The organism is Streptococcus mitis (genome assembly GCF_001281025.1).
GTDB lineage: Bacteria > Bacillota > Bacilli > Lactobacillales > Streptococcaceae > Streptococcus > Streptococcus mitis_AK.
Genome location: NZ_CP012646.1, coordinates 1,650,418 through 1,675,837 on the forward strand (window position 1 = coordinate 1,650,418; position 25,420 = coordinate 1,675,837).

Here is a 25,420-nt window from a genome sequence, read left to right on the forward strand (position 1 = left end):
AGAAATTTGCTCAGTTACCTTGCCCACCAATTTTGACTTAAAATGAAAGACAATTTGAAAAAAATCCATACTTCCACTATAACATAGACAAGCTACTTTGACTAGCATTTTCACTTGAATCTGAGGCCTTTTGGAAAATAATTTTTCAAAACATTTCCAGTTACCTTTCCAAAACCCAACCCATTTCCTTGAACTAAAACTTGGTACCAACCATTTGGCAGACTTTCTGCCAGCTGAACGGTTTCGCCAGCAACATACTTTACAAACCCTTCTTGGTCAAGTCCAACCGACTGCTTGACCTGACTCGGTTTCAAGGCTAGACCAAGAGCAAAACTAGGCTCAAAGCGTTTCTTCTTAAAAGTCCCTAGATGCAGTCCATTCCGAGCAATCTTGAGTTTTCCTAAATCTGGCAAGAGTTCTGGCAAGAGATAGAGTTGGTCCCCAAAAGTCTGCAAGATTCCCCTTAGATTGATTTTCAAGTGTTTTTGTGCAAATTCCTGCCACAAAGTAACTTGTTCTCGGCTGAGGTTGCTCTTGCTTACCTTAAATTTAGGGGCAGGATTTTCACCCTTAAACTGTAAATGGGCTACAAATTGTCCCTCTCCCTTAAAATGATGAGGGTACATCCGAGCCACTTCTGGCAGGTCAATTCCAGCTACCATTCCATTGATATGTTCAACTGGCAACAAGTCAAAATCATACTCTTCCAGCAGCCAATTGACAATCTCTTCGTTTTCCTCAGGTGCCCAGGTACAAGTCGAATAAACCAGACGACCACCCTCAGCTAACATGGTCACTGCATCTGACAGAATTTCTCTTTGCAAACTAGCACATTGACTCGGATAAGCGAGGCTCCAATAGTCCATAGCATCTGGCTGCTTACGGAACATTCCTTCCCCCGAGCAAGGGGCATCAAGAACGATTAAGTCAAAATAGCCTTTAAAGACCTTGACCAAGCGGTCAGCAGATTCATTGGTCACCACGACATTTGTCGCTCCAAAGCGCTCCATGTTTTCTACTAAAATCTTAGCCCGTTTGCTTGAAATTTCATTGGAAACAAGGAGCCCTTCCCCTGCTAGATAGGCTGCAAGCTGAGTTGATTTACCACCTGGAGCAGCAGCCAGATCCAAGACCTTCATTCCAGGACTGGGTTGGGCTACCTGAGCAACCATCTGAGCAGCAGGTTCTTGCGAATAAACCAAACCAGTAGCATGCTCAGGCGATTTCCCTGAAACCTTCCCATAATGTCCCCAAGGGGTTTGAGGAATGGGATCAGAAAAGGAAACTGGCGCTTCTTTTAAAGGATTGACCCGAAAGGCCGAAACCGCTTCCTCCTCAAAAGAGGCAAGAAAATCTCTTGCCTCATCTCCTAGTATCTCTTCATATTTTTCAACAAATCCTTCTGGAAATTGCATTTAAGTTCTTTTCCTTTCGTAAATATAGGACTGAATTTCCTCCTGCATCTCAAGAGGTAGCATCATGACCGGCTGTCTGGTTTGAAAATTAGGAGTTTCACCAGAAAGAGTCACAATCCGATAGCCCAGACTTTCCCCTAAAATACTAGCAGCAGCATAATCCCATGGTTGCAGATAAGTAACATAGGTCAACAAACGTCCTGACAAAATCTTGGCAAAACTAATGGCCGCACTCCCATAGACACGAACACCGAGGACCGCTCGACCCAAATCAGCCAAGCCCCATTCATTGGTTTCCAGCATGCCACTATTCCCTGCAATAAGAAAATCTCCAAGTGGTTTAGTTTTAAAAGGAGCTAGGGGCTTATCATTTAGACAAACTGGAAAGGCTCCGCCACCGTGATAACAATCCCCTTTGACCACATCATAAATCAGACCAAATTGCCCTTGACCATTCTCAAAATAAGCCATCATGACAGCAAAATCTTCCTGCTGGGCTACAAAGTTATTGGTACCATCAATGGGATCAATGACCCAAACCTTGCCCTCTTGAACCGAGGCTCGCAGACAACCTTCTTCAGCACAAATCTTATCTTCAGGATAACGAGACAAAATCTCACCAACCAATAGCTCCTGAACTTCCTTGTCCAGTCTGGTCACCAAATCTGTTGGAGAGGACTTGGTTTCAACACACAAATCTTCCTGCATATGGTCAAGGATGTACTGGCCCGCCTTCTTAACAAGCTCTTTAGCAAATTCAAATTTACTTTCCAAGAGAAATCTTTCCTTCCCCTTTTTCTTTGGCAGCCTGAACTGCTCGGTAAAGCGAATAGCCACTCACTGTTTCAAATTCTCGTCCCAAACGTTTCTCTTCACTCTTGCTTGGCACGACCGCTTTGAATCCCTTATAGGAGTCCAGTAACTTTTTAGCCTCTACCTTGCCCTCATAGGCAGCTTCAACATCATTAAAAAAAGAAAGCACTGAAGCAAGTTCTTCAGTGCTCCACGACAAATCTAGTGGGTAACTATACTGTTTGTTCATTAACTAATACCAGCTCTCATTCTTGCTTCTTTTAGTTCTTGCTTACGGTAACTACGAGGGAGAAAAGCACGAATCTCATCTTCATTAAAACCGATTTGCATACGTTTGGCATCAATAATAATGGGACGACGCAAAAGACTAGGATACTGCTCAATCAAATGAAGCAATTCCGATACCGAGATACTCTCTACATCAATATTCAATTTTTGAAAAATTTTTGAACGAGTTGAAATGATGTCATCAGTACCATTTTCGGTCAAGGAAAGGATGTGTTGTAATTCTTTTCTTGTTAAAGGACTGGTCATAATATTGTGTTCCTCAAAGGGCACCTTATGTTTTTCTAACCAGGCCTTAGCCTTACGACATGAAGTACAGCTCGGTGATAGAAATAGTGTAATCATGCTTTTCTCTTCTTATCTATACTTTGCTAATTCTATTATACAAAAAAATAAAGCGCTTGACTAGAGATTTTTAGAAAAAAAAGCCTATTTTTTTCAAGAAAAATAGACTGTTTGCGAACGATTGAGGTAAGGTAGATTTAGTTAATTCACTCTTGACAATAGTTTCGAATCACATACCTAACTTATTTACTCAAAATAAGAACATCTTTAGTATTATTTCCTAAGACTTTTCAGGTACAAAAAGCCAAAGAAGCTTTCATAGAGGGCAAAAAAGAGGAGGAAGGCATGAAGAAAAAAGGTCTCTGGCAAAATCAGAATAACAGGATCCTTGGCTGGATCAAAAAGCCAGGTATCATCTCCCACAAAGAGAATTTGATGGAAAAGAGTAAAGAATTGGTCAAAACCAATCAAAACTCCCCCAAGACCAATCAGCACAGGCAAGACTACTAGAGTCAAAAGCCCTTTACTAAATAGAGACAAGAAGCCCTTTTTCACAATCCCTTTGACAAAGACGTAAAAACTTGGCAGTGTCACTAGAGCTACTAGCTGAACCAAATGAAAGAGATTCTTTACCACTGCGAAATGGTGCAGACCAGCTGCTGACGAACGAAAATCTGGCATCTCTAGGACCTGACTAAAAGGATTGGTCAGGTAATTCATCAAGATATGAAAATTGTATTGAATGGTTTCTGGTTTTAGATAGACTCGATCCGTTAAGTTCAGCCACTGAATTTCCAGCGGATAGAAAATCCAAGCCAGATAGATGGTCAGAAGGATTGAGAGGGAGAGGAGAAAGAGCATAGAGCTCCAAAAGATCCGTTTAGTTTTCATCAAAATCCCACTCCGCAAGGCTAGAAACTACATGAGTCGGTGCGATTGGTAGGTCTGCTACTTCTTCTGCCTTGGTAAAACCTGTCGTCACCAAGAGCGTTGGAATACCATTGTCAATCCCAGCTCGGATATCAGTCAGGTAATTGTCCCCAACCATGATTAATTCTTCACGTTCCAAACCTAAGTGCTCAACCGCCTTGTCCATAATGATGGCATTTGGTTTCCCAATATAAACAGGCTTCACTCGTGTTGCTACTTCAAGCAGGGTAATCAGCGAACCAGCCCCCGGCAAAAGCCCTCGTTCTGTCGGGATGTTGAGGTCAGGATTGGTTCCGATAAAGTGAGCGCCTTTTTGAATAGCAAGAGTTGCTGTCGCAAATTTTTCATAGTCAACTTGCCAGTCCAGACCTACTACCACATAGGCAGGATTTTCCTTGTCTTCCACATAACCAGCCGCCTTGATGGCTTCTTTGAGACCTGATTCTCCGATAACATATACCGTCTTTTCAAGCCCCAAGTCGTTCATATAGTCGATAGTCGCCAAAGTCGCTGTGTAGACAGTCGATAGGGGCGTATCGATATTAAAATTCTGAGCCAACATCTCCTGAACACTCTCTGGAGTGCGGGTTGTATTGTTGGTCACAAAAAGATAGGGAATGTCCCGCTTTTGCAATTCATGGATAAAAGCCTCCCCTGCTGGAATTCGATCTTTCCCCTTATAAATGGTTCCGTCTAAATCAATTAAATAGCCTTTATATTTCATATTTTTCTCTAATCCTTCTTCATTTCTTGCCAAATGATGATGGCTTGGGCATTGGTAGCCCCGTCACTTGTAATCTCATGTTTACTTTCCAGTCCAGTCCGTTCAACAGCCGATGTAATCACCCCACCTGGTCGAACTTCCTTGACATACTTGAGATTGATTTTCTTAGGAATATATTGGGTCAAAAAATCCGCTCCCATAACCTCAAAAATCCAGTCCAAATACTTACTGTTATTAACATGACCATTCATATCCAAGTCGTAAAAACGAACATGGTAATCCTTGCTGATTGGCCCTTCCAAAGACTCATACTTTGGCCCGCGGATAAGCTTTTTATCAAAATCAGACTGGTAAGGAGCTACAATCTCAGGTTCGACAGCATGGACTTTTCGACTATCTCGGTCCATGAGAACAAAGGTCGCCATCATGTGGATAAGATCCTCTCCTGCTTCATCATAAATGGTAAAGCGACGGTAGCAAAAGAGTCGATTGTAACTCAGTGCTTCCGTTTCGATGGTGATTTCTTCCGCAAAACGAGGCAAACGAGCCACCTCAATATCATAATCTGTGATAATCCAGACCAGATTATAGTTTTCCAAAATGGCCTTATCACTAACTCCCAGTTCAATCGACTGCATCCCTGAAACTTGCAGGGATAGTAAAATCACATCTGGAAGCTTGATATGACCGTTCATATCAGCCATATCAAAAGGAATTTTCATTTTCATTTGATAAGTTAAGCCCATCATCCTACTCCAAAATAAATCGTTCTGCTACGGTGTCTCCCAAAAAGAGACCTCTCTTTGTCATACGAACTCGGTCACCCTCTATTTGCATGAGTCCCTGTTGAACCAAGTCTCTGACAATTTCTCCATAAAGTCCATCGAAAGACCGTCCAAATTTTTCTTCAAATCGCACCATGGAGACTCCTGATTTCTTGCGGAGACCTAGGAACATTTCTTCTTCCATTTGCTCCTTTTGACTCAGGTGTTCTTCTGTGATACGTGCATTGCCTTCCTCAACCGCACTGAGGTAATGACGAATGGGGCCATGATTTTTATAGCGCACTCCATTGACATAACCAGATGCTCCAGCACCGATGCCATAGTACTCAGCATTATCCCAGTACATGAGATTGTGCCGACTTTCAAAACCGGGCTTTGAGAAATTGGAAATCTCATAATGCTCAAAACCAGCTCGCTCCAGCTCTGCGATGATATATTCAAACATCTCAGCTTCCAGTTCCTCCTTAGGCAGAGGCAATTTCCCTCGTCGCATGCGGTTCATAAAGACCGTATGATTTTCCAAAATCAAGCTATACAAACTCATATGGGGAATATCAAGTCCAATGGCCTTAGCCACATTTTCTTTGACCTGCTCCATGGTCTGACCAGGCAGTGCATAAATCAAATCAATAGAGATATTGTCAAAAACAGCCAGTTTCAGACGGTCGATATTTTCATAAATATCCTTCTCCAAATGACTGCGCCCAATCTTTTTCAGCATCTTATCATCAAAGGTCTGCACGCCTAGCGAAACACGATTGACAGCCGAGTTTTTCAAAACAGCTATCTTATCTGCATCCAAATCGCCTGGATTAGCCTCAATAGTCAACTCTTCTAAGACAGACAGGTCCAAGTTTTTAGTCAAGCCCTTCAATAATACCTCCAGTTGCGAAGCTGACAAAGCTGTCGGTGTGCCACCACCGATATAGAGGGTTCGCAACTTTTGAATATCATAAGATTGAAACTCTTCTAACAGATGTTCCAAATAACTATCTACCGGCTGATTCTTGATAAAAACTTTCGAAAAATCACAATAATAACAAATCTGGGTACAAAATGGGATGTGCACATAGGCTGACGTTGGTTTTTTCTGCATAGTAATTATTATACCACAAAGACAGGCTAGGAGAAAAAAATCACCATCCCCAGATACACAGTCCGTCCAGAGATGGTGATGGTTTATTCTTCTGTTATGTCAATAACAATCTCTTCTGATTCATCAAGAGTTTCGGCCTTTTCTTGCCATTGCTCCTTGAGATTATTGAATCGAGCTTTTGATGCTTCTGTCGCTTGACGAGCACATGATTTGGCTTGAGCAAGTACACTGTCCACAGTAACTTCACCTGACTCAACCTGTTCTTTGGTTTTAAGAACAAAATCTGTAGCCTGCTCCTTGACTTCTGTTAGTTTTTCACAGACCTGCTCCTTGGCATACTCAGGATCTTCTCTCAAATCATCTAGAAAATCTTGAGCCTGACTGCAAACTTGTTTGCCCTTATCGCTTGTTAAAAACAAGGCAAGAGCTGCACCTGAAACGGTTCCTAAAAGGATTGAGGATAGTTTACCCATAAGAATTCTCCTTTTTTATTTTTTGAAAAATTTACTTGCGACACGTAGAGCTGACAGACTTGCACCAGTCTTGAGTGTTTTTGAACCAGCTGATGAAGCTTTCTTGCTCAAGACACGCGCATGGTCATTGAGGTCGGAAACAGATAGAGATAAATCTGCAACAGCACTAAAGAGTGGATCAATCGTTGCTACTTTGACATTGATATCATCTGCCAAGACATTGACCTTAGACAGCAATTCATTGGTATGATGCAAGGTCACATCCACATCTGAAGTTAAGGTTTTAATCGTCTTCTCTGTTTCATCGATAACACGTCCAAGCTTTTGTACAGTAATGATTAGATAGACTAAAAAGACAATCAAAGCTAGGGCAACAAGAATATATGCAACTTCTAACATTTAGTTTTCCTCCTCTGAAATATAGTAAGGGGCCTTCTTTCGATTTTGATATAGAATGATAAAAATACCCAGTCCGATAAGGACAACTGATAGCCATTGAGACACTCGAAGACCAAAGAACATGAGGCTATCTGTTCGCATGCCTTCAATAACCATACGACCGAAACCATACCAAATCAAGTAGAAAGCAGTGATATGACCTTGTCTAAGGCTCTTCCATTTTCGTCTGAATATCAAAATCAAAGCAAATCCAAGTAGATTCCATAGAGACTCATAAAGGAAGGTCGGTTGACGGTAACTTCCCTCAATATACATCTGGTCGCGGATAAAGCCAGGTAGATAATCCAAATTATCCACCGCTGCACCATAAGCTTCTTGGTTAAAGAAATTACCCCAGCGCCCCAAACTTTGGGCAATCATGACGCTAGGCGCAGCAATGTCTAGAAAATCCCAAGTATTGATGAGTTTACGATCAGCAAAGATGTAGAGCACAAGGGCACCAGTTATCAAACCACCATAAATGGCCAAACCACCATTCCAAATGGCAAAAATCTCTCCCAAGTTCTGACTATAGTAATCAAAACGGAAAATAACATAGTAGAGACGAGCTCCTAAAATAGCCAAGGGAAAGGCTATCAAGATAAAATCTAAAATATCGTCTGGTATGATCTTCTTTCTAGGTGCTTCTTTCATGGTCAAATAAACCGCAAGAATCAAGCCTGTCACAATACACAATGCATACCAACGAATGGCTAGAGGGCCTAGATGAATAGCAATTGGATCAAGCATTAGGCACCTCGTTTTGAGCAATGAGATTGGTCAAGCGTTCTTCGAACAAACGCGTCGCATCAAAGCCCATTTCCTTGGCACGATAATTCATGGCAGCAGCCTCAATCACGACAGAGATATTACGACCTGTTTTAACTGGAATACGAATACGAGGAATAGATACGCCAGAAATTTCAAGTTCCTCTGCATTGTTTCCAAGACGATCAAAGGTCTTATGTGTATCATAGTTTTCCAAGTAAACAGCCAGCTGGACTTGTGAAGAATCCTTGACGGCACTCGCACCGTAGAGGCTCATAACATCGATAATCCCAACCCCACGAATTTCAATCAGATGTCTCAAAATTTCAGCCGGTTCACCCCAAAGAGTAATCTCGTCCTTGGCAAAGATATCGACCCGGTCATCAGCTACCAAACGGTGACCACGTTTGACAAGCTCTAGACCTGTCTCACTCTTACCTATGCCACTATCGCCCTGAATCAAGACACCCATACCATAGATATCCATCAAGACACCGTGCACACTGGTCCGTTCTGCTAAACGTGAATCCAGATAACTAGATAACTCCCCAGATAAACGACTGGTTGCCGTACGGCTGGTTAAAATGGCAATCTTACATTCTCTGGCTGCCTTTAGCATCTCCTCTGGAACCACCAAACCACGAGCAACAATGACCGCAGGTGTCTCAGGTAGAAACATTTTTTTCAATACTTGGTAACGGTTGTGAGAGGACATCGAAACGAGATAGGACCACTCCTTCATTCCCAAGAGCTGGATTCGCTCAGGCGTATAATAGTCAAAATAGCCCGTCATTTCAAGACCAGGTCGCGTAATATCCGCTGTATTGATTTCCTTTTCAAGCAATTCTGGTTCGCCATAGACAATGTCTAGTCTAAGCTTTTCAATCACTTCTTTTACTAAAACCGACATCATTTCCTCCTTCAAATAAGTTCTTCTCTCTATTATATCAAATTGTAGGAGGATATTTGAGATTTTTGCAGGCTTTGGAGTATTTATTTAAAAGAAAAAGACTAGATTTCTCTAGCCTTTCATTTCTAATTAGAATTTTTTACGTTTACGAGCTGCTTCTGATTTACGTTTACGTTTTACAGAAGGTTTTTCATAGAATTCACGTTTGCGTGTTTCTTGAAGAGTACCAGCTTTAGTAACCGCACGTTTGAAACGACGAAGTGCGTCGTCAAGAGATTCATTCTTACGTACTACTGTTTTAGACATTTTTTTCACTCCCTTCAAGTTCAAGATCTATTCTATTCTACACGTAAAAGGAATAATTGTCAAGAAAAAACTGCCATAAACTTATATTATCTTCAATTTTAATCTTGTTTAATCTTGTTAAAATTGATTAACATTTATAGATGGAAATGATATAATAGTGGCACATATTGATTAGCAAAAATTAGTATTATTTAGAAGTGAGTCTATAACATGAAAAGAATCATAAAAATTTACCCTGTGGTCAGTATTTTAGTTGTAATTTGTTTATTGCTAGGAATTCTTACTACCTTTTGGGGAAGTGTAATGTATGACTTATTTGCATTTCATTCAAAGCCAATTTATTGTTGGCAATACTTTAGTGGTACATTTATACATGGAAGTAAAGAAGCACCAGTATGGTTTATATGGTTTCATTTAGTTTTAAATACTTTAATGTTACTTCCTTTTGGTGGGCTATTGGAGTATAAAAGGGGATCAAAATATGTATTTTTCGTTTTTATTACTTCTATGGTAATATCTTCAATAGTATTCCATCTATTAACACAGAATCAAGACATTCAAGCATCGGGTATCTCTGCTATTGGCTATGCTTTTGTAACGGGTGGGGTGATGAGTATGTTTAGTATATGGAAAAATTTCAATTTAGGATTAAAACTATTTTATATCCTTCTAATCGTTCTATCTCTCACCATGCTTCTACCAAGTATAACAGGCTGGATTTCAACCTTTCTTCACATGTCAGGAATTGCCAGTTATATCATGGTTTCCAGCATCAACAACTATCGACTGTCTTAATAAAAATCGTATAGTATCATAAAAAATAGTCAATACGATTATATCACAGTTTACAGACATTTAATAATTTTCTATTGGATACCTTTTTATGAGAAATATCGACAACTGTTACGGGAATTTACAGAAAAATTTCTTTTAGCAGGATAGTGAACATTTGAAGTAAAAAACCACTCACTCCAAAGAGCAAGTGGTTGCTTTTTTATTTTTCAAGTAAGCTAAGCGCTTCAGCATCTGCGATAATAGTCACATCAGGGTGATTTTGGAGGCTACTTGCTGGTATACTCTCAGTCACTGGTCCAGACACTGTTCCGGCAATGGCTTCTGCTTTTGATTCACCATAAGCAAAGAGAAGGATTGACTTGGCATCCAAGATATTTTTAATCCCCATTGAAATGGCTTGGGTTGGAACATCCTCAATCTTGTCAAAGAAGCGAGCATTTGCTTCAATAGTAGACTTATCAAGCTCTACAAGGTGGGTTTGACTGTCAAATGGAGTACCAGGTTCATTAAATCCGATATGTCCATTGCGACCGATTCCCAAGATTTGCAGGTCAACTGGATGGTCAGCTAAAATTTGGTTGTAGCGTTCAACTTCAGCTTCAGCATTGTCCTTAACCCCACGAGGCAAGAAACTTTCTTTAAATGGTTTTTGGTTGAACAAGTTTTCTTGCATGAAGTAACGGTAAGACTGTGGATTGTCTCCATCAAGCCCTACATACTCATCAAGGTTCACACTGGTTAGATTTGAAAAATCAAGGTCACTCTCAACAATTTCCTTGTAAAATTCAAGTGGGCTACTTCCTGTCGCAAGTCCTAGGGTTTGAGCGCCGTTGGCCAATTTTTCCTTCAAAATCTCAAAAGCAACTTTTCCACCTTCGATTTGGTTTTCAACTTTAATAACTTTCATCTTTTTATCCTCCGTTTCAATCTATATTTATTATATGGTATAGACCAATTTTTGTCAAGTGAAAACGATTTAATTTCTAAAAAAAGAGCGACTATACTTGAAACATGTTATAATGGATAAGATTAGAACTTAGAAAGAATGAACAGATATATGAATACAGCTGATTTTGATTTCCACTTACCCGAGGAATTGATTGCCCAAACGCCTCTCGAAAAACGGGATGCCTCTAAACTCCTCGTTGTCAACCGTGAGACGGGAGAAATGCAGGATAAACACTTCCACTCTATTATTGATATGCTGGAACCTGGTGATGCCCTCGTTATGAACGATACCCGCGTTCTCCCTGCCCGTCTCTATGGTCAAAAGGAAGAAACTGGAGGTCATGTGGAACTGCTCCTACTCAAAAACATTAGTGGCGATGAGTGGGAGGTTCTGGCTAAACCTGCCAAACGCCTCAAGGTCGGGACTCGTGTTAGCTTTGGTGATGGCCGTCTCAGAGCTGTTGTTACGGAAGAATTGACTCACGGGGGCCGCATTGTCCGCTTTGAATACCAAGGAATTTTCCTAGAAGTTTTGGAAAGTCTGGGTGAAATGCCACTGCCACCTTATATCCATGAAAAACTGGATGACCGTGAACGTTATCAAACTGTTTATGCCAAGGAAAGTGGCTCTGCTGCTGCACCAACTGCTGGATTGCACTTCACCAAAGAATTGCTGGCAGAAATCCAAGCTAAGGGTGTTCATCTAGTCTATCTGACTCTTCATGTCGGACTCGGAACCTTTAGACCCGTTTCAGTTGACAATCTGGACGAACACGAAATGCACTCAGAATTCTACCAACTTTCTGAGGAAGCGGCTGCCACTCTTCGATCTGTCAAGGAAAATGGAAGCCGTGTCATCGCTGTCGGAACCACTTCTATCCGCACCTTGGAGACTATTGGTTCCAAGTTTGATGGGCAAATCCAAGCAGATTCTGGCTGGACCAATATCTTTATCAAACCTGGCTATGAATGGAAGGTTGTGGATGCCTTCTCAACCAACTTCCACCTGCCAAAATCAACTCTGGTTATGTTGGTTTCTGCATTTGCAGGCCGTGAATTAGTCTTAGACGCTTATCACCATGCCATTCAAGAACACTACCGCTTCTTTAGTTTCGGTGATGCCATGTTTATCTATTAATTTTCACAATCAAAAAAAGCGCATATTATCAAGGTTTTATAAAGCCTGATAATATGCGTTTTGTAATAGATAAAGAGTTAATTTATTCTAAAGCTCGGATCTTTCAAACTCTGAACACTGGCATTGATCACCGCGCCGACAATTAAAATCTTAGCGATAAGAATAAACCAGAACATCATGACCACCACGACGACGGAACTGAAAAAACGGACGTCCACTAGGTGATTGACATAATTGTTAACATAGACTGAAAAGATATTGAGCAGTAAGACCAGGGTCAACAAGACAAAGACACTACCTGGCAATACAGAGCGAATCCTTCGCACCTTAACATTGGGTAGAAAATAGTAGAGCATGACTAGGATGGCAAAAATCAAGGCATAGACCAAAGGGCCTGTTAGGTCTTGCAGATAATCAAAGAGAGGACTATCCGATTTCCAATAGCTTTTGACAAGGTTGAGGAGCATACGGCCAAAGACACTCAAAAACAGAGCTAAAGCAAAGAGAATCTGCAAACCAAAACTGACAAACAAACTCATAAGCTGATGGTAAATCATTCCACGATTTTTTGCTACTCCGTAAGCTTTATTAAAGGCTTTCTGTAGAAAATTCATAGATTTTGAAAAGGTCCAGAGGGCTGATAAAACCGCAAAACTCAATAAGCCTGTTGACGGTTGGGTCAGCACTTCTGTAATAATCTTTGCCACCACATCATACATGCTTTCCGGCAAGAATTCATTGACAACCTTTAAAAAATTAGAAACTGGAATCTGAAAATAAGGGAGGATATTGACCACCACCAAAAGCAGGGGGAAAATCGAAATCAACCAATAGTAGGCTACTGCGACACTGGTCAACTCACTATCTGATGCTTGATAATAATGTAAAAAAGCTTTTACTAAAGGCTTGTCTATCAGCTCTTTCCACCACTTCTTCATGTCACACTCCTTCACTTACAATCTTGATTAATTTCTTCTTACCAATTCCATCATATCATAAGGCAGGGTATTGGCAGCTTCCTTCAGAGAATAGTTCTCTAAGTTATTCACATTTTGTCGTAATTTCTTGGCATACTTGGTCGTAATCAATCGTTTTTCTTCGTATTCGAAAATCAATTTACGCTCCAGATAATAGCCTCTCAGCATTTCATCGATATTGTTGGGTTTGACACGATTGATAACCCGTTCGACAAAGGCACCACTGGTGATGATAGCTGTTTCACGGAGACGAGAATCCTGCATGAAGCTGATTAAAGAACTCTTATAAACCCCTTTAAGATTCTCCAGACTTTCGATAATCATCTCTGTATTTTCTAGATAGAGCTCTGCAATTTGATCATAGTCAAGGGCTCTGAGTTTCTGTGATTCTTCATTTTTCCAACTGCGGAAGGTCTTGCCAAGAGTAAAGACTTCGTGAAGGAGAAAACGTAAAATCCGCAAGGAAACAAGGAAATAATAGGTCAATCGTGACGCAAACTTGCGATTGATACCTTGTTCCATGTTTTTCAAATAACGTTGGTAGACTCGATAGGCACGCTCACTCATCTTGTCCTCTTCATAAGCCTGTTCTAAACCATCACTTTCAATACTGAGGATGAGAAGTTTTAAGGCCTCCCAGTCTTCTTGAGCCCCCTTATTTTCTTGACTCAGGATGAGATTTTCAATACGTCCATGATAATTGTCAATAGCCGCATAGAGGGGAAGTTTATTTTTTGTGTCTTCCAACTCTTTTTCCAACTCTAGCGTCACTTCATTTAAAATGGCGATATGCATGAGATAATCCTTGCTTTCTTCCTGTTCATCAGAAAGATGAGGCAAGACCAAGAGACCTGTTAAAAAACTTACAAGCGTCACACCTGCGACGAGGAAAAGCAAGAGAGGATACTCCTGCTCTAGATTACTTGGTATCAGAAGAATCGTAGCAATCGACACCGTTCCCTTGACACCTGAGAAGGTCAAAAGAAGCATGTCCTTCATATACTTATTTAGCTTCTTCTTGAGACGTCTAGTCCTATAGGCATAATAGCCATAAATCATGACAAAACGAATAGCAAAGAGGACAAAGGTGAGGGCGACAAGAGATAGCAATAAAAGTAAGGGATTATAGATTGGATTGGCCAAGATAGGTTCTGCTATCATTTCCAGCTCCATCCCTAAAATCACAAAGACAGAACCGTTCAGCATAAAGTTTACTGTATGCCAGACCGTCTCAGTCACCGTATCCACTTGGGCTTCGAGGAGCGTAATTTTCTTAAATCGGCTTGCCTTTAAAATGCCAGCAACCACAACAGCAATAATTCCTGAAACATGGACTTCTTCTGCTAGGAAGAAAGTCACCAGAGGCAAACTCAATTCTAATAAAAGCTCGCTAGCAATATCTGTTGCTCTCACACTTAGCAAGAAGGTGTGGAGGAAACGGTTGGTCATGGCTGTTAAAAAGCCAATTAAAAAACCGCCTAGAATTGAAAAGATGAGCGAACTACTAGCTTGCCCAAGGGAAAAGGCTCCAGTTTTCCAGGCTGTCAAGGCCACCTGAAAGGCAACCAAACCAGATGCATCATTCAAGAGTCCTTCACCCTTAAGGATATTGGACACGCGCTTAGGAAAACTAAAGCGCTCCGAAAGAGAGGCAAAAGCTACCAAATCCGTAGGCCCAAGGGCTGCCCCAACAGACAAGCAAGCTGCCAAGGGAAGGCTGAACCAAAGAAGATGGGCCAAGCCACCCAAACTCAGAGTCGAGATGAAAATCACTGGAAATATGAGATAAACAATGATTCGCCAGTGTTTTAAAATAGCTGTAATGTCCGCTTCTTCCGACTCTCTGAAAAGTAAGGGCCCGATAACCAGGGCCAAAAACAACTCCGTATTGAGGTGAAAGTCGGTATTGGGTAAAAAGAGACCAATCACAATTCCCAGAAGAATTTGCACCAAAGGAAGCGGCAAAAAGGGCAGGAGCTTATTGGTTGTACTTGAGACAATCAAAACCAGTAAAAATAGGATGAGGTAAATCAATAATTCCACGCACGTCCTCCTTAATCTTTTTTACAACAAGATTCAAAAATCTCCTTCTGCTCTTTGATTTTTTGGTCAATCTTGGAACAATCCTTGTGCTCAATTTTTTTCTGGCACCGTTCCATCTCAAGAGCAACTAATTTTTTCTTGATTTTAAGCATTTTTTTGCTCATATGCGCTTGGTCTAACACACCCACTGCTCGTTCGTGGTGGGTTGATTCAACAAAATTCTGGCGCATGGCATCCAGCTTTTCACGTAAGTATTGTTTATCCATGTCTATATCTTTCTAATTTTTCAATCATCACTAAAAATGGTGGGTTGTTAACTTGATTCAGGGTTCGGTAAATGACAGCTGTGTAATCTTGTTGGCTCAACTGGCTAACAAACTCCAAGACAGCATCCCTCTCAATATCTCCTCCATCATGACCATAGTAGATCATGATAGCAATCCGTCCACCTTTGACAAGTAAGCCACACAGCTTTTCTAAGGCTTCAATCGTTGTCTGAGGTCGGGTAATGACAGACTTATCAGCTGACGGCAGATATCCCAGATTAAAAATCCCTGCCTTGGCTTCTGTCACAAACTGGTCCAGTGTCTCATGGCCTTGCAAGATTAACTGGGCATTTGTCATTCCAGCCTGGCCCAAACGCTCCTTGGTCTTTTCCAAGGCTTGCTCCTGAATATCAAAGGCATAGACTTGCTTAGCTAGCTTGGCTAAAAAAAGGGTGTCATGACCATTTCCCATAGTCGCATCCACTACGATATCCTCTTTTGTCACTACCTCAGCCAAAAAATCATGTGCCATCTCAAGTGGTCTTTTCATTTTCAAACTCCTGTTTTGCAGCCTTGCATCCTTGAACGCTTCCACGACGTCGCATCTCCATCTCAATACTGTTGAGGACTTCCCATTTATTGAGGCTCCACATAGGACCAATCAGCATATCCCTAGGTGCATCTCCTGTGATTCGATGGATGACGATATGCTTGGGAATGATTTCCAGTTGGTCACAGATGACCTTAACATATTCGTCCTGGCTCATCAACTGCAAACGTCCTTCGTGATAATCTCGTTGCATACGTGTATTGGTCATAAGATGGAGCAAATGCAGTTTAATCCCTTGAATATCATTATCGGTGACACAGCGGCGGACATTTTCAATCATCATCTCATGGGTTTCACCAGGAAGTCCATTGATCAAATGAGAAACAATCTCAATTTTTGGATACTTTCTCAAGCGCTTGACCGTTTCTACATATAATTCATAGGAGTGGGCGCGGTTAATCAGGTCAGAGGTTGTTTCATAAGTGGTCTGCAAGCCCAATTCAACCGTCACATGCATGCGCTCCGATAACTCAGCCAAATATTCAATGGTTTCGTCTGGTAGACAGTCTGGGCGCGTTCCGATATTGATTCCTACTACACCTGGCTCATTGATAGCCTGCTCATAGCGCTCCCGAATCACTTCCACCTTTTCATGGGTGTTGGTAAAATTTTGAAAATAAACCAGATACTTCTGGACCTCTGGCCACTTACGGTGCATAAAGTCAATTTCCTTATAAAATTGCTCACGGATAGGCGCGTCCGGTGCTACGATAGCATCTCCAGAACCTGAAACCGTACAAAAAGTACAGCCTCCATGAGCCACAGTCCCATCACGATTGGGACAGTCAAACCCCGCATCAATAGGGACTTTAAAGGTCTTTTCTCCAAATAGTTTTCGATAATAATCATTCAAGGTATTATAAGATTTCATAACTTTCATTATAACAAAAAACATCTACAATCTCAAAAGCCTGACTTTCCTATAAATTCCTCTGTTTCTCGTTTCCATTAGCGATTTTTTATGATACAATATGGGTATGATTTTAATGAAATTAGCATCTATTTTATTATTGATACTGACCTTAGTCGTCTGCATTATCATAACCAAACTTTTTAGATTAAAAAAACTAGGACGAAACTTTGCAGATTTGGCTTTTCCAGTCTTGGTATTTGAATATTACCTTATTACAGCTAAAACCTTTACCCATAATTTCCTCCCTAGACTGGGCCTATCCCTCTCACTCCTAGCCATTATTCTCGTTTTTTTCTTCCTTTTGAAAAAACGTAGCTTTTACTATCCTAAATTCATCAAATTTTTCTGGCGTGCAGGATTTTTAGTAACCCTTGTCATGTATATCGAGATGATTGTTGAATTGATGGCTCAGAAATAAAAAACTAAATCAAAAACACCTCAATCAAACGGAAATACAGTGATTGAAGTGTTTTTTTCTTTACCTATTTTTTCATCAATTCCTATTTTCCTTCTTTATCAGGAAAGAGGTAACCAATGCCTACACAAGCCAGCACACCTGCTCCAATTACCAAACCACTTGAAATTGGCAACAAATCCAAAATTGCATTTGCGATGATAAAGGCAATAATCAAACACATCAGACTAGCCTTGTAGTCTTTTTTCAAAAGATTCTCTAGAGTGAAAAATAGGAACAGCCCTACCGGAATCAATGACCAGAGGTTTACATTTAAACTTGGCCATCCAACAGAACCAAAATACACTACTGTCGCTGCTGCTACTAAAAATATAATCCCTAATAATTTTTTCATTTTTTTATCTCCAATTTCTTTTTTAGAACTTGAGTTATTTGATGTTGTATCCTCACGTCCCTTACAAAAATCATTATAGCAGAGCTCAATTTCAAGAACAAATTCTTTTGCCTATCTGGTCTTAATCTCGGTCTAAGTGGTTGAAGCGTTAAGATAAAAGAAAAGAAGCCCTAATGAGCTTCTTCATTCTAGCAATTGCAACAGTATTTCTGAACTAAAACAATCGAAAGTTAGATTCTAAACTAGTTTTTTCTAGTTAGTATTTCTCTTTTCCTTAGATTCTAGAGAAGTTTTTATTGCTTCGCGTTCAGCCTGTAGTTGAGCTAAATTCTTCTCCTCTCCCTCAAGTTTACTAGTATCTGGTTTTACACGATAGTAAACATCTTCTGGTCTCGACAACATCGCTTCATACTGCTGTCCTGCAAACAGTCTATCCTCGTCATGATTGCTTTTATCTGTCAATTTTCCACCATCACCAGCTTGCATTACAACTCCACTAGGTACAGCAACTACGATAAAGCCTCCAACAATTTCATTTTTAACATGTGCACTTACTGTTTCTACATCTCGAAATCTAGAATCTGAAGTTCGATTTTTCAAATGAGAATGACTATTATCTAGTTCAATAATCGCTTCAGATTTTTGACCATTTGATAGCCAAGAGGAACGTACTTCCCCAGACTCATTAATGACATATTCATTACCCGAAGCTGTACGCCAAGTACCTTTCAAACTAGATAAATCGTTATTTCTTAATGACTCGATATCCAATCTTGGCACAGCAGTTTCTTCTTTTAGCTTGCAACTAACTTCTCTGACTCAGCGACTTTGCTATCTAAACTAGCTAGCTGTTCCTTGAGTTTTTGAATTTCCTCCTCTTTCTTCTTCCTGATTTCAGATGATGTAGAATTATCTGTCGTTTCTTGACTTTTGTTCTCTTTTTTTACAACCGAAGGGATGGCTTCGGTTGATTCTTTCTTTTCATTAGGTGATAAGAAAAGGATGCTTGCTACTATTGCAACAACCAAAAGACTAAGAGCGATACCAATATAGACTTTTATTTTGAGAGCCGTTCCAACAATTGTCGATGGAGAGGATCCCTTCGCTACATTTGAAACAGTTTGTTTAGGACCATTTTTCTCTTTAAAATCTTTCTTAGTCATGTTATTACTCCTATTTTCACTATATTTTACATTTACCTTAGATAAATTTACAAGATTTTTTCTAGTATATGTGAATGTCTTAAAGTTCAAAAAATAATCTAAAAAGTTATCCTGATGAAACCCTACTATTAAATTCTTTTGTAAACTTATTAGGATAAATTATATCATAATTTTTCAAAATTTTATATATATTTTGGTGCAACAAGTGAAATTATAGGCACTAATAGTCTAATACTATCTATTCATCTTATATTTATAAAAAAGAAACCCAGTAGAATGAGTTTCTTCTCTTTGCCGATTGCAGGGTTTAAACCTGTGACCTAGGCTTTACGAGTGCCTTGCTCTACCAACTGAGCTAAATCGGCGATTACACTTACAGTATAGCACTCTAAGAATAGGTGTCAAGAATTTTTCATCTCTATTAGAAAAAGCCTGTCCTGAGACAAGGCTTTGGTATTCTATTATTTACGAACCTGCACTTTCGTAGGCATCCAAGCCCCTATCCCAAAGTTTAAGGGAAATGACAAAGAAAACCAGAGAAATCAACATCAAACCTCCGATGTTAAAGATTACATCCTTGTCCTGCAAGAAATAGCTGGCAGGATAGTAGGCCGTAAAGGCAAATGGCACGATAAAGCTAATCAACCATCGAAGGACTGAATTGTAAATGGAAATGGGATACTTGGCAAAATCATTAAACATATAAAAAATGTAAATCATTGCTCCTGACTGCTTGGTCCAAAAAGCGATGCTGGCTGTCGCTATCTTCAAGGAAGTATAAATCAAGGTCGCAAAAGGAATGCAGACTAGGAAAAGTAGGAATTTTGGAAGAGTCCAAGCAATGCTAGATACCGTTGTCGCTAGTAGGATCCCACCAACCAAGAGTTCTCCCAAGGCATCAATCTGAAAAGTCTCAACTAGAATATGAAAGAGAGGATTGATAGGACGTGTCAAATACTTGTCAAACTCCCCTTTTCGCACCAAGCGTTGTCCCAGTGCCCAGAGATTGTCAAAAAAGAGATGGTCCAGTCCCTTGGGAACCAAGGAAAATCCATAGATAAAAGCAATTTCTTGAAAAGTCCAACCTTCTAGGGATGGGATGTGTTGAAAGATGACATTGAGAAACAAGAGGTTCAAGCCTTGGGTCAGAAAAACTCCCAGAACACCAACTACAAAATCCACCTTGTATTCCATGATTTGCTTGATGTATTGTCTGATAAAAATCAGATGCATGCGTTGATATTTTTTCATACTAACCTCCTTGAATGGTAATAAAGGACTGGACTCGTTTCCAAATCAACTGAGACAAGCCCACCATCACTAAGAGCCAGAAAAACTGCAAAGCGAGCGCCTGAAGAATCTGATTGGCATCGTATTTCCCAACGATAATCATGACCGGAGTGTAAATCAAGGATGAAAAAGGCAGGAAGGACAGAATATCTGAAACAACCTTGGGAAAGAAAGCCAAGGGAATCAAACTTCCAGACATAAAAGCCACTATGGAAGTCTTGAGTAGATTGGAACCCCAAAGATTTTTAAACACGAAGGCAGAAAATCCAAAGCAGATATTAAAGAAAAAGTTAATCAGATAGGCCAGCGTTAAACTAAAAAGATAAAGGACAGTTAATCCCAGCACTTCTACAATCCCTTGCCCAGATAAGATTTTCATCAAAACAATGACACTTAAAAATGGTAGTCCAACGCTGATAAAAATCAACCACTTGGAACCAAGCTCAGTGAAAAGATAGGAGGCTGCAAAATGCACTGGTCTCAACAAGCGCATGATAATAGAGCCATCCTTGACCTCCTCCCCAATCATAAAGGACGAATCGGATCTAGTCAGAAGATTGGTCACAAAACTCATAATGATGTAGAGGGTGATATCTGCCATACTAAAACCCTGAATCAAGGACTCTTGCGAAGAATCAAAGACAGCCTTCCAGAGATAAAAAGCCACAAAAGCACCCATGACATCGCCGATCCGATAGAGAATAAAGTTGACTCGATAGGTAATCAATTCCTGAACACCTGCATTGATAAAGGGTTTATAACGTCTCCACAATTTGACCATCTTAGAGCTCCTTTCGGTAGAAGCGGCGGATAATATCTTCAATATCCGTATCCATCATCTTCAAGTCGCGGATTTCAAAATCAGACAGGGTTTGCTTGATAATATCAGCTGACTGGTAGCGAGAACTATCGAATTCAATGTTGAGACTATTCCCTTGTCTATCAATGGCCATATCCGAAAAGCCTTCATAGTGAGAAACTAGATGACTTTGACCTGGTAGCAGTTCAAAGGAGAGAGTCTTCATCTTGCCAAATGTATCCTTAAGCTGGCTAACCGTTCCATCAAAAATCTCTTGCCCCTTGTCAATCATAAAAATCCGATCACAGAGCTGCTCAATGTCGCTCAGGTCGTGAGTGGTCAAGAGAATGGTTGTCTCTTCCTCTTGATTGATTTGGGTAATAGCCCGACGAATGTTATCCTTGACCGAAACGTCCAAACCAATGGTCGGCTCATCTAAAAAGAGAACCTTGGGATTGTGAAGCAAGGAAGCCGCAATATCCGCCCGCATCCTTTGACCCAGTGAAAGAGTCCGCACGGGATCCTTGATAAAGTCCTTCAAATCCAAGACTTCATTCAAAAAGTCCATACGCTTATGGAAGAGCGAGTCTGGTACATCATAAATCTCCTTTAAAACCGTGTAGGTCTCTTGCAGTGCCAAATCCCACCATAGCTGGGTTCGTTGTCCAAAAACTACGCCAATATCTTTGACATAATCTTGACGATTGTCCTGGGGAATCTTGCCATTAATCCGACAAAAACCAGATGTCGGTTTCAAAATTCCTGTCAGCATTTTAATGGTTGTCGACTTCCCTGCACCATTGGCCCCGATAAATCCTAAAATTTGCCCCTTGGGAACCTCAAAGGTCAAATCTTTGACCGCTTCAAAGGTCTGTTTTTCAGGATGAATAAAGGAGCGTAATGCCCCCTTCAACCCCGGTTCCTTAACAGTCTTCACAAAATTTTTCTGAAGATGTTCCACTTCTATCATTGCCATATCTATCTCCCTATGTAAGGAATAGCAACATTGTGTTTTTGACTACAAGTATTCTAAATCCTTACTTTCTATACCTTCTACATTTTATTACTACAAAAGGCTTTATACCAACCTATTATAATCCAATAAAAACTAGAATGCAAGCGTTTGCCTAAAATTTATGAAATTGAAAATTTTTCTCTTAAAGTGCTATTTTTATACTCAATGAAAATCAAAGAGCAAACTAGGAAGCTAGATGCAGGTAGCTCAAAGCACAGCTTTGAGGTTGCAGATAAATCTGACGTGGTTTGAAGAGATTTTCGAAGAGTATTAGTCCAAAATTCTGGCTTAATAGTCTCCTTAAAACACCAAAAAACCCACCCAATGGGCAGGTTTCTATTCTATATTATTCAGCTAGATTAAGCTTTACCTTCTGAACCGAATACGTCGATACGTTCTTCAACTGATGCTTGGATAGCTTTTACACCGTCAGCCAAGAATTTACGTGGGTCGAAGAGTTTTTTCTTGTCGTATTCTGCTTCGTTTGCTTCGTAATCACGAGCGAATTTACGAGTTGCGTTAGCGAATGCGATTTGGCATTCAGTGTTAACGTTAACTTTGGCAACACCAAGTTTGATAGCTGCTTGGATTTGCTCATCAGGAATACCTGATCCACCGTGCAATACGATTGGGAATCCAGGAAGAGCTTCTGTCAATTTTTGCAAGTGGTCAAGGTCAAGACCTTCCCAGTTTGCTGGGTAAGGACCGTGGATGTTACCGATACCAGCTGCCAAGAAGTCGATACCAGTTTCAACCATTGCTTTAGCGTCTTCGATTGGAGCCAATTCACCTTTACCGATGATTCCGTCTTCTTCACCACCGATAGTACCAACTTCAGCTTCTACTGAGATACCTTTAGCGTGTGCTTTTTCAACAACTTCTTTAGCCAATTTAAGGTTTTCTTCAACTGGAAGGTGTGAACCGTCAAACATGATTGAAGTGTAACCAACTTCGATACACTCAAGTGCATCTTCGTAGTGACCGTGGTCAAGGTGGATAGCTACTGGTACAGTGATACCCATTGATTCAACAAGGTTAGCGATCAAGTTGCGAGCAACTTTGTAACCACCCATGTATTTAGCAGCACCCATTGAAGTTTGGATCAAAACTGGAGCTTTTTTAGCTTCTGCTGCGCGCAAGATAGCTTGAGTCCACTCAAGGTTGTTTGTGTTAAATCCACCAACTGCATAACCGTTGTCACGAGCTGCTTGGACAAATTTTTCTGCTGAAACGATTGCCATTTTATCAGGCCTCCTGTATATTTTTATGGGTCATCCCATTTACATTGTTCATTTTATCACTTTTTGACAAAAAAATCTAGTTTTTCCCGCAGTTTCGATTGAATTTCTTCTAGCTTCATCTATGTAAACCCTTTCTCTCCCTAGTCTTAGGCGATTCTTGGAAAAGCTATGAAGAAGGTCAAACGATTCTCCTTCATCTCAAAACGATAAGGTAATTTTTCATGTTCCAATAGACTCTTGACCACAAAGAGCCCCATCCCAGAACCCTTGGCCTTGCGACTAGCATTATCAGAAAAAGACTGAGCCAGTTTTTCTTGTTCTTCAGGACTACAGCTATTCTCGATAAAAAGTTCCCCTTCTCTCTCTCCGATGCGGACCAAGCCGCCTGGAATGGAGTGCTTGATAGCATTGCTGATGAGATTAGACAGGATTAATTTCATCACAGATGGATTTAGATAAGCCTGCTGGTGGTTCAAACTATTGTCAATCTGAAGTTCTCTCTCCTTTGCTAGCAAAGAATAATCTTGAACTAGACTTTGCGTCATCTGGAGGAGATCTATTATTTCCCTATCATCTCGCAATTCCTGCACAGAAGAGAGAGAAAGTATCTGGAGAACGTGGTGATTGAGCTCATCCACAATTCCTAAGGCTACTCCCAGATAGCGGTCTCTATCCTTATAACGACCGATATTTTCTTTCATGTTTTCAATCAGGATTTTCAAACTAGCTAAGGGTGTTTTCAGTTCATGGGAAGCCCCTCGTAGGAATTCGACCTTCATCTTTTCCAGCTGGAGAATAGCTTCATTCTTGTCATGCAAGTCCGCAATGACAGTCAAAAGATGCTGGTAGAGGCTATTGATTTGTTCCTTGAGATCACCAATCTCATCCCTAGAATCCACGTGCAATCGCACTTGGGCATCCAGTTCCATCATTCTACGAGTTACTCGCTTGATTTCCAAAATCGGGGCAACAATGGTCCGAGCATAGATATAGGCTACCAAAAGGGAAATCAGAAAGGATGCCAGCAAGGTATAGGGAAGAAACTGGAGACTGATTTGCTCTGCTTCCTTTTGCAAATCCATGGACGCTAAAAACTGGAGAGTCATGGTACCACCGTCCTGCGTTTTCACCTCGCGCTCCTCGATAAAAAGAGAGGTTGTCTGGCGATCTGTATCCAGAGGAAGGCTGTCCTTTACTTCTAACTTGTCCTCGGTCATCTCGCCCTTGACGGTCCCCTTGATATCACTAGTCTGAGAATACAAGTCTAAGACTTGCTCGATATTCTGCCTATCCTTACCTTCTAGGGACTGGGCAATGGCTGTCGCTTTCTGACCAATGGTTTCCTGACGATGACTCAGATAAGTCGAAGGAAAAAGAAAATAAATAGCCAAATGAAGGCAGATAACCAGAACACTAAATATCGAGAAGGTATAGATAAATATCTTTGTAAATAAACCTGTTCGTTTCATTTTCGCTCCAATTTATAACCAACATTGCGCACAGTGAGGATGCAATCCAAGTCTAGCTTTTTCCGCAGTTCCTTGATATAAACATCAATGACACGGTCAAAGGGAACCTCATCTGTCGCTTTCCATACGGCATCGATTATCTGAGATCGAGTCAATGCCCTTCCTTCATTTTTCACCAGATAGTTCAAAATTTCCAACTCTTTAGCATTAACAGCCACTTCTTGACCTGCTAGGCTGGCACTGTAGCTCTCAAAGTCCACCTTGGTATCCTTATAGGAGAAGATTCGTCCCGTATCATAATAGCGCTTGAAAATCGCGTCTACCCTCACTTTTAAGAGGGACAGAGAAAAAGGTTTTTCCAGATAGCCATCTGCCAGAGAGGCAAAGGCACTCATCTTGTATTCCTCATCTTGAAAGGCGGTCAGCATCAAGACAGGGGCCTGACTAGTCTTACGAATCTCCGCTATGACTTCTAAGCCATTGAGCTTGGGCATCTGGATGTCCAGTAAAACCAAGGCTACTTCATAGCTGGAAAATTTTTCTAAGGCTTCTTGCCCATCTGCAGCCTCAATGGTTTCATAACCACAATCCGTCAAATAGTCACTGATCCCTTCACGGATCATCTCTTCATCTTCTACAATTAAAATTTTCATACTTTAACTGCTCTCTATTTTTTATTTTTCTTAGAATAAATACCTACTCTATTTTATTATATC

The 25,420-nt window shown here is 40.6% G+C and carries 29 protein-coding genes, 1 tRNA gene and 1 pseudogene; 3 read left to right on the forward strand and 28 right to left on the reverse strand.

Features of this window, described 5'->3' with window-relative positions; translation table 11 throughout:
- Window positions 1–110: 110 nt before the first annotated feature.
- From RN80_RS08095 to rpsU, 13 genes are all read right to left on the reverse strand, one after another.
- Complete coding sequence (locus RN80_RS08095; RefSeq protein ID WP_060628588.1) at window positions 111–1,415, reverse strand: RsmF rRNA methyltransferase first C-terminal domain-containing protein; 1,305 nt, start codon at window positions 1,413–1,415, stop codon at window positions 111–113.
- Complete coding sequence (locus RN80_RS08100; protein WP_060628589.1) at window positions 1,416–2,189, reverse strand: inositol monophosphatase family protein; 774 nt, start codon at window positions 2,187–2,189, stop codon at window positions 1,416–1,418.
- Window positions 2,179–2,457, reverse strand: a complete 279-nt coding sequence (locus RN80_RS08105) for a UPF0223 family protein (protein ID WP_001041974.1) — start codon at window positions 2,455–2,457, stop codon at window positions 2,179–2,181. Before RN80_RS08105 ends, RN80_RS08100 begins: the two co-directional genes overlap by 11 nt.
- The gene (locus RN80_RS08110; protein ID WP_000631255.1) at window positions 2,457–2,858 is read right to left on the reverse strand and encodes a Spx/MgsR family RNA polymerase-binding regulatory protein; all 402 of its coding nucleotides are present in this window, start codon (window positions 2,856–2,858) and stop codon (window positions 2,457–2,459) included. Before RN80_RS08110 ends, RN80_RS08105 begins: the two co-directional genes overlap by 1 nt.
- Before the next feature lie 213 nt (window positions 2,859–3,071).
- Window positions 3,072–3,689, reverse strand: coding sequence for a TIGR01906 family membrane protein (locus tag RN80_RS08115; protein ID WP_060628590.1), 618 nt, complete (start codon window positions 3,687–3,689; stop codon window positions 3,072–3,074).
- The gene (locus RN80_RS08120) at window positions 3,679–4,452 is read right to left on the reverse strand and encodes a TIGR01457 family HAD-type hydrolase (RefSeq protein WP_060628591.1); all 774 of its coding nucleotides are present in this window, start codon (window positions 4,450–4,452) and stop codon (window positions 3,679–3,681) included. The genes RN80_RS08115 and RN80_RS08120 overlap by 11 nt, the downstream gene beginning before the upstream one ends.
- A gap of 8 nt (window positions 4,453–4,460) precedes the next feature.
- On the reverse strand, window positions 4,461–5,198 hold the full coding sequence (locus RN80_RS08125; RefSeq protein WP_060628592.1) for an acyl-[acyl-carrier-protein] thioesterase: 738 nt from the start codon (window positions 5,196–5,198) through the stop codon (window positions 4,461–4,463).
- 4 nt (window positions 5,199–5,202) lie between these two features.
- Complete coding sequence (gene hemW / locus RN80_RS08130) at window positions 5,203–6,333, reverse strand: radical SAM family heme chaperone HemW (protein WP_060628593.1); 1,131 nt, start codon at window positions 6,331–6,333, stop codon at window positions 5,203–5,205.
- A gap of 83 nt (window positions 6,334–6,416) precedes the next feature.
- Window positions 6,417–6,806, reverse strand: coding sequence for a YtxH domain-containing protein (locus tag RN80_RS08135; protein WP_060628594.1), 390 nt, complete (start codon window positions 6,804–6,806; stop codon window positions 6,417–6,419).
- 15 nt (window positions 6,807–6,821) lie between these two features.
- Entirely contained in the window at window positions 6,822–7,205 is a 384-nt protein-coding gene (locus RN80_RS08140) for a DUF948 domain-containing protein (protein ID WP_000895046.1), read from the reverse strand.
- Window positions 7,206–7,994: a prolipoprotein diacylglyceryl transferase gene (gene lgt / locus RN80_RS08145; protein ID WP_060628595.1), complete on the reverse strand. Its 789-nt coding sequence runs from the start codon at window positions 7,992–7,994 to the stop codon at window positions 7,206–7,208. It abuts the gene before it with no gap.
- On the reverse strand, window positions 7,987–8,922 hold the full coding sequence (gene hprK / locus RN80_RS08150) for an HPr(Ser) kinase/phosphatase (RefSeq protein WP_000115157.1): 936 nt from the start codon (window positions 8,920–8,922) through the stop codon (window positions 7,987–7,989). The genes lgt and hprK overlap by 8 nt, the downstream gene beginning before the upstream one ends.
- Before the next feature lie 129 nt (window positions 8,923–9,051).
- Entirely contained in the window at window positions 9,052–9,228 is a 177-nt protein-coding gene (gene rpsU / locus RN80_RS08155) for a 30S ribosomal protein S21 (protein ID WP_000048054.1), read from the reverse strand.
- Window positions 9,229–9,438: 210 nt separating this feature from the next.
- Here rpsU and RN80_RS08160 point away from each other — a divergent pair, with 210 nt between their 5' ends.
- Window positions 9,439–10,023, forward strand: coding sequence for a rhomboid family intramembrane serine protease (locus tag RN80_RS08160; protein WP_033688452.1), 585 nt, complete (start codon window positions 9,439–9,441; stop codon window positions 10,021–10,023).
- Between the two features lie 199 nt (window positions 10,024–10,222).
- On the opposite strand, the gene RN80_RS08165 is transcribed toward RN80_RS08160, so the two are convergent.
- Entirely contained in the window at window positions 10,223–10,930 is a 708-nt protein-coding gene (locus RN80_RS08165) for a glucosamine-6-phosphate deaminase (protein WP_060628596.1), read from the reverse strand.
- Between the two features lie 150 nt (window positions 10,931–11,080).
- On the opposite strand from RN80_RS08165, the gene queA reads away from it, so the two are divergent.
- Entirely contained in the window at window positions 11,081–12,109 is a 1,029-nt protein-coding gene (gene queA / locus RN80_RS08170) for a tRNA preQ1(34) S-adenosylmethionine ribosyltransferase-isomerase QueA (RefSeq protein WP_060628597.1), read from the forward strand.
- A 77-nt stretch (window positions 12,110–12,186) separates the two neighbouring features.
- On the opposite strand, the gene RN80_RS08175 is transcribed toward queA, so the two are convergent.
- From RN80_RS08175 to mnmL, 5 genes are read right to left on the reverse strand one after another with little or no spacing between them, the layout of a single operon-like run.
- Window positions 12,187–13,047 (reverse strand): YihY/virulence factor BrkB family protein, encoded by an 861-nt coding sequence (locus RN80_RS08175; protein ID WP_060628598.1) that lies wholly within the window; start codon window positions 13,045–13,047, stop codon window positions 12,187–12,189.
- Between the two features lie 27 nt (window positions 13,048–13,074).
- Window positions 13,075–15,129, reverse strand: coding sequence for a cation:proton antiporter (locus RN80_RS08180; RefSeq protein WP_033688397.1), 2,055 nt, complete (start codon window positions 15,127–15,129; stop codon window positions 13,075–13,077).
- 11 nt (window positions 15,130–15,140) lie between these two features.
- Window positions 15,141–15,395 (reverse strand): hypothetical protein, encoded by a 255-nt coding sequence (locus RN80_RS08185; RefSeq protein ID WP_060628599.1) that lies wholly within the window; start codon window positions 15,393–15,395, stop codon window positions 15,141–15,143.
- Window positions 15,388–15,945, reverse strand: coding sequence for a tRNA 5-(aminomethyl)-2-thiouridylate-methyltransferase MnmM (gene mnmM, locus RN80_RS08190; RefSeq protein WP_060628600.1), 558 nt, complete (start codon window positions 15,943–15,945; stop codon window positions 15,388–15,390). Before mnmM ends, RN80_RS08185 begins: the two co-directional genes overlap by 8 nt.
- Window positions 15,929–16,885, reverse strand: a complete 957-nt coding sequence (gene mnmL, locus RN80_RS08195) for a tRNA modification radical SAM protein MnmL/YtqA (protein ID WP_060628773.1) — start codon at window positions 16,883–16,885, stop codon at window positions 15,929–15,931. The genes mnmM and mnmL overlap by 17 nt, the downstream gene beginning before the upstream one ends.
- A gap of 91 nt (window positions 16,886–16,976) precedes the next feature.
- Between mnmL and RN80_RS08200 the strand changes: the two genes are divergently transcribed.
- On the forward strand, window positions 16,977–17,336 hold the full coding sequence (locus tag RN80_RS08200; protein ID WP_060628601.1) for a DUF3397 family protein: 360 nt from the start codon (window positions 16,977–16,979) through the stop codon (window positions 17,334–17,336).
- Between the two features lie 82 nt (window positions 17,337–17,418).
- Here RN80_RS08200 and RN80_RS08205 read toward each other — a convergent pair whose 3' ends face one another.
- The 9 genes and pseudogenes from RN80_RS08205 to vncR all read right to left on the reverse strand — a co-directional run bounded on the left by RN80_RS08205 (window position 17,419) and on the right by vncR (window position 25,357).
- Complete coding sequence (locus RN80_RS08205; RefSeq protein ID WP_060628602.1) at window positions 17,419–17,727, reverse strand: hypothetical protein; 309 nt, start codon at window positions 17,725–17,727, stop codon at window positions 17,419–17,421.
- A gap of 252 nt (window positions 17,728–17,979) precedes the next feature.
- Window positions 17,980–18,890: pseudogene (locus RN80_RS10255) on the reverse strand (DUF6287 domain-containing protein).
- 292 nt (window positions 18,891–19,182) lie between these two features.
- Window positions 19,183–19,255, reverse strand: a tRNA-Thr gene (locus tag RN80_RS08215).
- Between the two features lie 100 nt (window positions 19,256–19,355).
- Window positions 19,356–20,141, reverse strand: a complete 786-nt coding sequence (locus tag RN80_RS08220) for an ABC transporter permease (protein WP_000760744.1) — start codon at window positions 20,139–20,141, stop codon at window positions 19,356–19,358.
- Window position 20,142: 1 nt separating this feature from the next.
- Complete coding sequence (locus tag RN80_RS08225) at window positions 20,143–20,961, reverse strand: ABC transporter permease (protein ID WP_060628603.1); 819 nt, start codon at window positions 20,959–20,961, stop codon at window positions 20,143–20,145.
- Window position 20,962: 1 nt separating this feature from the next.
- Window positions 20,963–21,955, reverse strand: a complete 993-nt coding sequence (locus tag RN80_RS08230; RefSeq protein ID WP_060628604.1) for an ABC transporter ATP-binding protein — start codon at window positions 21,953–21,955, stop codon at window positions 20,963–20,965.
- A 398-nt stretch (window positions 21,956–22,353) separates the two neighbouring features.
- Entirely contained in the window at window positions 22,354–23,235 is an 882-nt protein-coding gene (locus RN80_RS08235) for a class II fructose-bisphosphate aldolase (RefSeq protein WP_001019001.1), read from the reverse strand.
- A 146-nt stretch (window positions 23,236–23,381) separates the two neighbouring features.
- A complete protein-coding gene (vncS, locus tag RN80_RS08240; RefSeq protein ID WP_000831364.1) occupies window positions 23,382–24,704 on the reverse strand; it encodes a sensor histidine kinase VncS in 1,323 nt (440 codons plus the stop codon).
- Window positions 24,701–25,357: a response regulator transcription factor VncR gene (gene vncR / locus RN80_RS08245; protein WP_060628605.1), complete on the reverse strand. Its 657-nt coding sequence runs from the start codon at window positions 25,355–25,357 to the stop codon at window positions 24,701–24,703. Before vncR ends, vncS begins: the two co-directional genes overlap by 4 nt.
- Window positions 25,358–25,420: the final 63 nt, after the last annotated feature.